The organism is Streptomyces sp. NPDC059785 (assembly GCF_042732375.1).
Taxonomy (GTDB): domain Bacteria; phylum Actinomycetota; class Actinomycetes; order Streptomycetales; family Streptomycetaceae; genus Streptomyces.
This window is the reverse complement of sequence record NZ_JBHWHV010000001.1, coordinates 300,690-307,252: the sequence shown is the minus strand read 5'-3', so window position 1 is coordinate 307,252 and position 6,563 is coordinate 300,690. Positions and strand designations below refer to the sequence as shown.

Below are 6,563 nucleotides of genomic sequence, written 5' to 3'. Positions count from 1 at the left end.
GGCGAAGGCCGCCCGTGCCCCCGGTGCGTTTCCTGCGGTGCGTATGCACCGGAATGCGCTTCCCGAGCCGCGTCCGAGCGGCTCCGTGGGACGGCCTCCGCCGGCCGCGCCGACTACGCACCGGCGTGTTCCGTCATGATCGCGCCGCCGCAAACAGCGCCATGTCGCCATATTTTCGCGACGGACTGATCGCGATCCACGGTGCGTCCGGGCCCTCTCCCCGCCCCGTCGGCGGGACGGCCGGCGCCCTCTCCGGGCGGTGCCTTCCGCCCTCCGGCCAGCACCGCCGTGCTCCGCCTCCCGCTCCGGGCCGCCGGGCACCGTACGGCCGGAACGGGCCCGGACCGGCGGTCCGGACGTGGCCCGGACTGGCCGATCCCAGCCGCCGGGCATCCGGCCCGGGCGTCACTGTCAGTGGTGTGGTGCACACTCACGATCAATGGCCGAACGTCCGGGGAGGGGGCACCGTGTTCACGGGGATCGACGAGGTCGACTGGGCCTCGATGGAACATGCCTGTGGAAGCGCCGAGGACGTGCCCGCGTTGCTGAGGGGCCTGGCGTCCGCGTCCGCCGACGAGCGCGAGCGCGCTCTCGACGGCATGTACGGAGCAGTGCACCACCAGGGCGATGTCTACGATTCGACGCTCGCCTGCATCCCCTTCCTGTTCGCCCTCATCGCACGGAAGGACGTGGCCGACCGCGGCGGCGTGGTCGAACTGCTGGTCAGCATCGGCGGCGGTGAGGACGCGGAGCCGCCGGGCTCCCTGGACCCCGGCCCGGCATCCGATTCCGCGTCCGGTTCCGCCTTTGCCCCCTACGCGCAGGCGCGGGCGGCGGTGCGCGCGCACGCGGACGTCTTCGCCGGGCTGGTCGAGGACCCCGACCCGGAGGTGCGGCGGGCCGTACCGCCGGCCCTGGTGCGTTTCCTGGACGAACCGGCCCGCGTCCTGGACGTGTTGTGCGAGCGGCTGGAGGACGAGCCGGACGCCGCGGTCAGGCTCGCGCTCGTCGAGGGGCTCGGGCTGTGGGCGCGGCTGCACCCGGACACGGCGGCCGGCGCGCTGGACCGTCTGTCGGCGCTGGGCACGCGGGCCGACGATCCCGCTCTGCGGCTCGCCGCGCTCGGCCAGCTCGCGGGCTGCGCGCCCGAGCGCCTGCCCGCCGATCTGGTCCCCATGGCGATCGGCCTGCTCAGAGCCAGATCCCGTACGCCGAGGCAGCCGGACCGGCCGCAGGGGCCCGGCACCGGGACGCTGATCGGGCAGCTCCGGCGGCTCGGCCCCGCGGACGAGGAGGGCTCGCAACTGCTGCGCACCCTGCACACGGCGCTCGGCGGCCGGGTCGCCGAGCGGATCGCCCTGCTGAACGGGCAGTTGACCAGCCCGGACCCGGCCGACCGGTGCAACGCCGTATGGATGTCCGCCGGCCTGTTCCGCGAGTGGCGCGCCTCGTACGCGGAGCCGGTCGCCCTGATCGGCGGGCAGCTCGACACGGACGAGGAGCGGTTACGGGACGCGGCGGTCTGCGTGCTCGAGGACCTGTTCACCCTGGCGGTCCCGGCGGCCGGCCCGCTGGCCGCACTCGTCGCGGCCCGCCCCGGCTCCCGGGTACGGCACTGGGAGCGCGGCAGCCCGTCCCTGGGCCGCCCGCTGAAGGCGCTGACCCGGGCCGGGGACGCGCGGGCGGTGCCGGTCCTGGCCGAGTTGCTGGAGCGGCCCGACGCCCCCAGGGACCTCGGGTACGAGGTCAGGCACCTGGGCCCGGCGGCCGCCCCGCTCGCCCCGCTGCTGCGGGCCCGGCTCGCCGACGTGCCGCTCGCCTCGGACGACACCTGCGACCGGGCGGTGCCGCTGCTGACGGCACTGACCGCCCTGCGGGACAGCGCGGCGGTGCCGGAGGTCCGCCGCCTGCTGCGCGGCGCACCGGAGGGGCTGCGGCGGCGGCCCGCGCTGCTGGAGGCGGGGGTCAGGGCGCTGGGGGCGTTCGCGGCCGCCGAAGGGGCGCCGGTGCTGCGGGACTTGCTGACCGGCGAGTGCGCGGTGGCCGCGGCGGCGGCGCTCTGGTCGGTGGAGCGGGACGCGGAGGCGGTACTTCCGGTGCTGCGCGCCGAGTTGGCGGCGGACGGGTCGCCCGGTCGGCGCGCCGCCGCCGACGCTCTCGGGGCGCTCGGCCCGCAGGCCGCTCCCGCGCTGCCCTGCCTGCGGCGGCTGACGGAGTCGGGCGACGTGTGGGAACGGACCAGCGGCGCGTGCGCCGTGTGGCGGGTCACCGGGGAGGCAGGACCGGTCCTGCCGGTCTTCCGCACCGCCTGGCGGGAGAACGCCTGTACGCGCGGCACGATCGCCGCGTGCCTGGCGGAGATGGGCCCGTCGGCGGCACCCGCCCACGACCTGCTCCGCACGGAGCTGGCCAACCCCCGCCGCCACCGGGCCCGTACGGGCGGCTACGGCAGCCACGACGTCCTGGAGGACGAACAACTGCTGCGCACCTGCCGAACGGCTCTTGACGACGCGTAACCACACGCCTCGACCGGTCCGGCCGCCTCACCCGGTCCGACCGCCTCGGCCGGAGCCCGCCCACCGTCCGGACCCCCCGGCCTCAGCCGGTCTGGCGTCCCCGGCCCCACAGGGGGTCGAACCGTCGCCACGCCTCGTCCCAGTGGCGCATGCGGCGGCGTTCCAGGCGGACCGCGACGAGACGGCCGCAGACAACGGGCACGCTCGCCGCGCTCAGCCCGACGAGGGCGCCGATCAGGGAGGACCGCAGCCGCGCCTGGGACTCCGTGGCCGGTCTGGTCACCATCCGGCCCGCGCCGTCCGTCCACACGGTGACCGCGGTGCCCGCCGGAGTACCGGCCGCGACCCGGACCTCCCCCGAGTGGCCGGTGCCGTCCGCGGCGGTCCAGCGCACCTTCGCCCACACCCGGTCGGAACCGGCGGCCTTCGCGGCGGCGGCCGGCGCGTCGCCCGGGAGCGACGCGCGCACGGGATGCCACTCGGCGCGCTCCCTGGCCAGACCGGTCTCCACGGACTGCGCCGCCACGAGCCCCGTCAGCACGCCGCACAGCACGCAGAGGATCCCGGCGGCGAGCACGACCCACGCCTCGAGCACGTCGCTCGGGCGCCGCAAGGGGTTGCGCCGCCAGCGCCACAGCCACACCGTCCGCCCACGGAATGCCGCCATCGGGCATCCTCCTCATCGATTCGGGGACACGCCGGACCGCCCTCCCATACGGGAGCCGTCCCGTCCCTGCTCATTCATGTGCTCCGAGGCGCGGCCGTCATGCGTCCGCGGGACGGCCGGGTGGCCGAACAACCGGCGGAAGGCCGACATACCGCCTCCGAGCTGCGGTGATGCCGCGTCCGGGGGTGACTGTCAGTGGTGGGGTGCAGACTGACGGGTGCTGGGACAACGACGTCGCGGAGGTGGCCGTCATGGCCGAGGTACTGCTCACCGTGGGCACACGCAAAGGGCTCTTCATCGGACGGCGCCGGGCAGGCACCTGGGAGTTCGACGAGAGCCCGTACTTCAACGCGCAGGCCGTGTACTCGGTCGCCATCGACACCCGGGGCGACACCCCGAGGCTGCTGGCGGGAGGCGACAGCGCGCACTGGGGCCCGTCCGTCTTCCACTCCGACGACCTCGGGCGCACGTGGACCGAGCCGGCCAGCCCGGCCGTCAAGTTCCCCAAGGACACGAAGGCTTCGCTGGAGCGGGTGTGGCAGCTGCACCCGTCGGCCGCCGAGCCGGACGTGGTCTACGCGGGCACCGAACCGGCCGCGCTGTACCGCTCGGCGGACCGCGGCGAGACGTTCGAGCTCGTCCGCCCGCTGTGGGAGCACCCGACGCGCTCGAAGTGGGTGCCGGGCGGCGGCGGTGAGGGTCTGCACACCGTCCTGACCGACGAGCGCGATCCGCGGGCCGTGACGGTCGCGGTCTCCACGGCCGGCGTGTTCCGCACCGCCGACGGCGGCGAGAGCTGGCAGCCGGCCAACTCCGGTGTCTCCGCGGTGTTCCTGCCGGACCCGAACCCGGAGTTCGGCCAGTGCGTGCACAAGGTCGCCCGGGACGCGGCGACCCCGGACCGGCTCTACCTCCAGAACCACTGGGGGGTGTACCGCAGCGACGACGCGGGCGGCCACTGGACGGACATCGGGGCCGGACTGCCCTCCACGTTCGGCTTCGCCGCGGCCACGCACCCGAGCCGCGGGGACACGGCGTACGTCTTCCCGATCAACGCCGACGCGGACCGCGTCCCCGCCGACCGCCGCTGCCGGGTCTTCCGTACGGCGGACGCGGGCAAGAGCTGGGAGCCGCTGTCGGCCGGGCTCCCGGACGAGGACCACTACGGCACGGTGCTGCGCGACGCCCTGTGCACGGACGACGCGGACCCGGCGGGCGTCTACTTCGGCAATCGCAACGGCGAGGTGTTCGCGTCCCCGGACGACGGCGACACCTGGCGGCAGTTGGCCTCGCACCTGCCGGACGTGCTGTGCGTCCGCGCGGCGGTGGTGGGATGAGCCCGCCCGGACGCCCGCCGTCACACCGGCCGTCACACCCGGCAGCCATCGGTCCGGCCGCAGCAATCGGTCCGGCCACCATCGGTCCAGCCGCCATCGGTCCGGTCGGGATCGGTCCGGTCGGTGCACGACCGGCCGCCGTTCCCGCCACTGTTGCCATGGTTGCGACCGCCGTGCGTCATCCGCGGTCGTCCTTCGGCCACCGGTTGATCGCCGCCGCCCGTACGGCAGTAGGGTGACGCCGTGGCACCACGACCGTTGCATGAAATCGTCGAAGCGGGCTGGGCTAAGGCCCTCGAACCGGTGGCAGGAAAGATCGCCGAGATGGGCGACTTCCTGCGCCGTGAGATCGCCGCTGGACGCACGTACCTTCCGGCCGGACAGAACGTCCTGCGCGCCTTCCAGCAGCCCTTCGACGAGGTCCGCGTCCTCGTCGTCGGACAGGACCCCTATCCGACCCCCGGACACGCGGTGGGCCTGTCGTTCTCGGTCGCGCCGGACGTCCGGCCGCTGCCCGGCAGCCTGATCAACATCTTCCGGGAGCTCAACACCGACCTGGGCGTGGACCAGCCGCCCAACGGCGATCTGACGCCCTGGACGGAACAGGGCGTGCTCCTGCTCAACAGGGCGCTCACCACGGCCCCGCGCAGCCCGGCCGCGCACCGCGGCAAGGGCTGGGAGGAGGTCACCGAACAGGCGATACGCGCGCTGGCGGCACGCGGGCGGCCGCTGGTGTCGATCCTGTGGGGACGCGACGCCCGCAATCTGCGCCCGCTCCTCGGCGACCTGCCGTCCATCGAGTCGGCGCACCCCTCGCCCATGTCGGCGGACCGCGGCTTCTTCGGTTCGCGGCCCTTCAGCCGCGCCAACGAGCTGCTGACCAGACAGGGCGCGCAGCCGGTGGACTGGCGTCTGTCGTGACGGGCTCCGGTGCGGTGCCGGGGGTGCTCGCCGTGGACTCGGGGGGTTCGGGCCTGCGCGCGCTGATCGCCGCTCCCGCCGGTGCCGCCGCGGCCCGTCCCGGCCCGCTGGCCTCCGAGGAGCCGGTGCGCACCGGGCTCCAGGGCATCGACGCCGGGCACCTGCTGGAGCAACTGCTGCCGCTGGCCCGCCGGTTGATGGCCGAGTCCGGCATCGACAGCCTGGCGGCCGTCGCCGTCGGCGCCGCCGGTTTCGCCACCCTGGGCGACGAGCTGCGCGCCGTACTGCCGTCCGCCCTGGAACGGGAACTCGGCGTACGCCGCGTGGTCCTGGCCGCCGACGCGCTCACCGCGTACACGGGTGCCCTCGGTCCGCGTCCCGGTGCGGTGATCGCCGCCGGGACGGGCCTGATCGCCATCGGTACGGATCTGACGGGCTGGCGCCGGGCGGACGGCTGGGGCCATCTGCTCGGCGACTGCGGCGGCGGGTCCTGGATCGGCCGCGCCGGACTCGAAGCGGCGGTACGGGCCTTCGACGGACGGCCCGGGGGCTCCGCGGCGCTGCGGGCCCGCGCCGAGGCCGTGTTCGGGCCGGTCCCGTCACTGCCCGGGCAGCTGTACGCGCGGGCCGACCGGCCCGCCGTCCTCGCCGGCTTCGCGCCCGAGGTCGCGGCCTGCGCCGCGAGCGATCCGGTCGCCGAGCAGATCCTGCGGACGGCCGCGCGTCACATGGCCGAGTCCGCGGCCGCGGTCTGCCCGGACGGCGCGGACGCGCAAGTGGCACTGACCGGCGGGCTGCGCGGACTCGGGGACCCGCTGCTCGTACCGCTGGCGGAGGAACTGGCGGCGCGGCTGCCCCACGCGCGGCAGGTACCGGCGGCGGGCGATCCGCTGCACGGCGCCATGCTGCTCGCCGTGGACCTGGCCGACGGCGGCCTCAGCCTGCCCGAGGACCGGCGGATGCTGTACGTGGTGACCGGGAGAACGGGATAGAAGGTGGGTCGGATCGACCCGGGCAGGTCGACACTTTTCATGGGCCCGTCAAGTCATTCCCGCTGATCACAGCCAATCTCCGCGTAACTCATCAGACAAAAGCGGACGGATACCGCTCACCTGCACCCTC

The 6,563-nt window shown here is 75.1% G+C and carries 5 protein-coding genes; 4 read left to right on the top strand and 1 reads right to left on the bottom strand.

Annotated features, from left to right (window positions below):
* The first annotated feature begins 467 nt into the window (after positions 1-467).
* Positions 468-2,516 (top strand): HEAT repeat domain-containing protein, encoded by a 2,049-nt coding sequence (locus tag ACFV6E_RS01455; protein WP_385458737.1) that lies wholly within the window; start codon positions 468-470, stop codon positions 2,514-2,516.
* 82 nt (positions 2,517-2,598) lie between these two features.
* Here the strand turns inward: ACFV6E_RS01455 and ACFV6E_RS01450 are convergent, their stop codons facing one another.
* On the bottom strand, positions 2,599-3,183 hold the full coding sequence (locus ACFV6E_RS01450; RefSeq protein WP_385458735.1) for a hypothetical protein: 585 nt from the start codon (positions 3,181-3,183) through the stop codon (positions 2,599-2,601).
* A 251-nt stretch (positions 3,184-3,434) separates the two neighbouring features.
* Between ACFV6E_RS01450 and ACFV6E_RS01445 the strand changes: the two genes are divergently transcribed.
* The 3 genes from ACFV6E_RS01445 to ACFV6E_RS01435 all read left to right on the top strand — a co-directional run bounded on the left by ACFV6E_RS01445 (position 3,435) and on the right by ACFV6E_RS01435 (position 6,433).
* Positions 3,435-4,520 carry a WD40/YVTN/BNR-like repeat-containing protein gene (locus ACFV6E_RS01445; protein WP_385161932.1) on the top strand — a complete coding sequence of 362 codons (1,086 nt, stop codon included), beginning with the start codon at positions 3,435-3,437 and terminating at the stop codon, positions 4,518-4,520.
* A gap of 243 nt (positions 4,521-4,763) precedes the next feature.
* Complete coding sequence (locus tag ACFV6E_RS01440; RefSeq protein ID WP_385161819.1) at positions 4,764-5,441, top strand: uracil-DNA glycosylase; 678 nt, start codon at positions 4,764-4,766, stop codon at positions 5,439-5,441.
* Positions 5,438-6,433, top strand: a complete 996-nt coding sequence (locus tag ACFV6E_RS01435) for an N-acetylglucosamine kinase (protein WP_385161821.1) — start codon at positions 5,438-5,440, stop codon at positions 6,431-6,433. The genes ACFV6E_RS01440 and ACFV6E_RS01435 overlap by 4 nt, the downstream gene beginning before the upstream one ends.
* Positions 6,434-6,563: the final 130 nt, after the last annotated feature.

Coding starts and splice junctions, on each gene's coding strand:
- ACFV6E_RS01450 (WP_385458735.1), bottom strand. CDS start 3,183: ATGGCGGCATTCCGTGGGCGGACGGTGTGGCTGTGGCGCTGGCGGCGC.
- ACFV6E_RS01445 (WP_385161932.1), top strand. CDS start 3,435: ATGGCCGAGGTACTGCTCACCGTGGGCACACGCAAAGGGCTCTTCATC.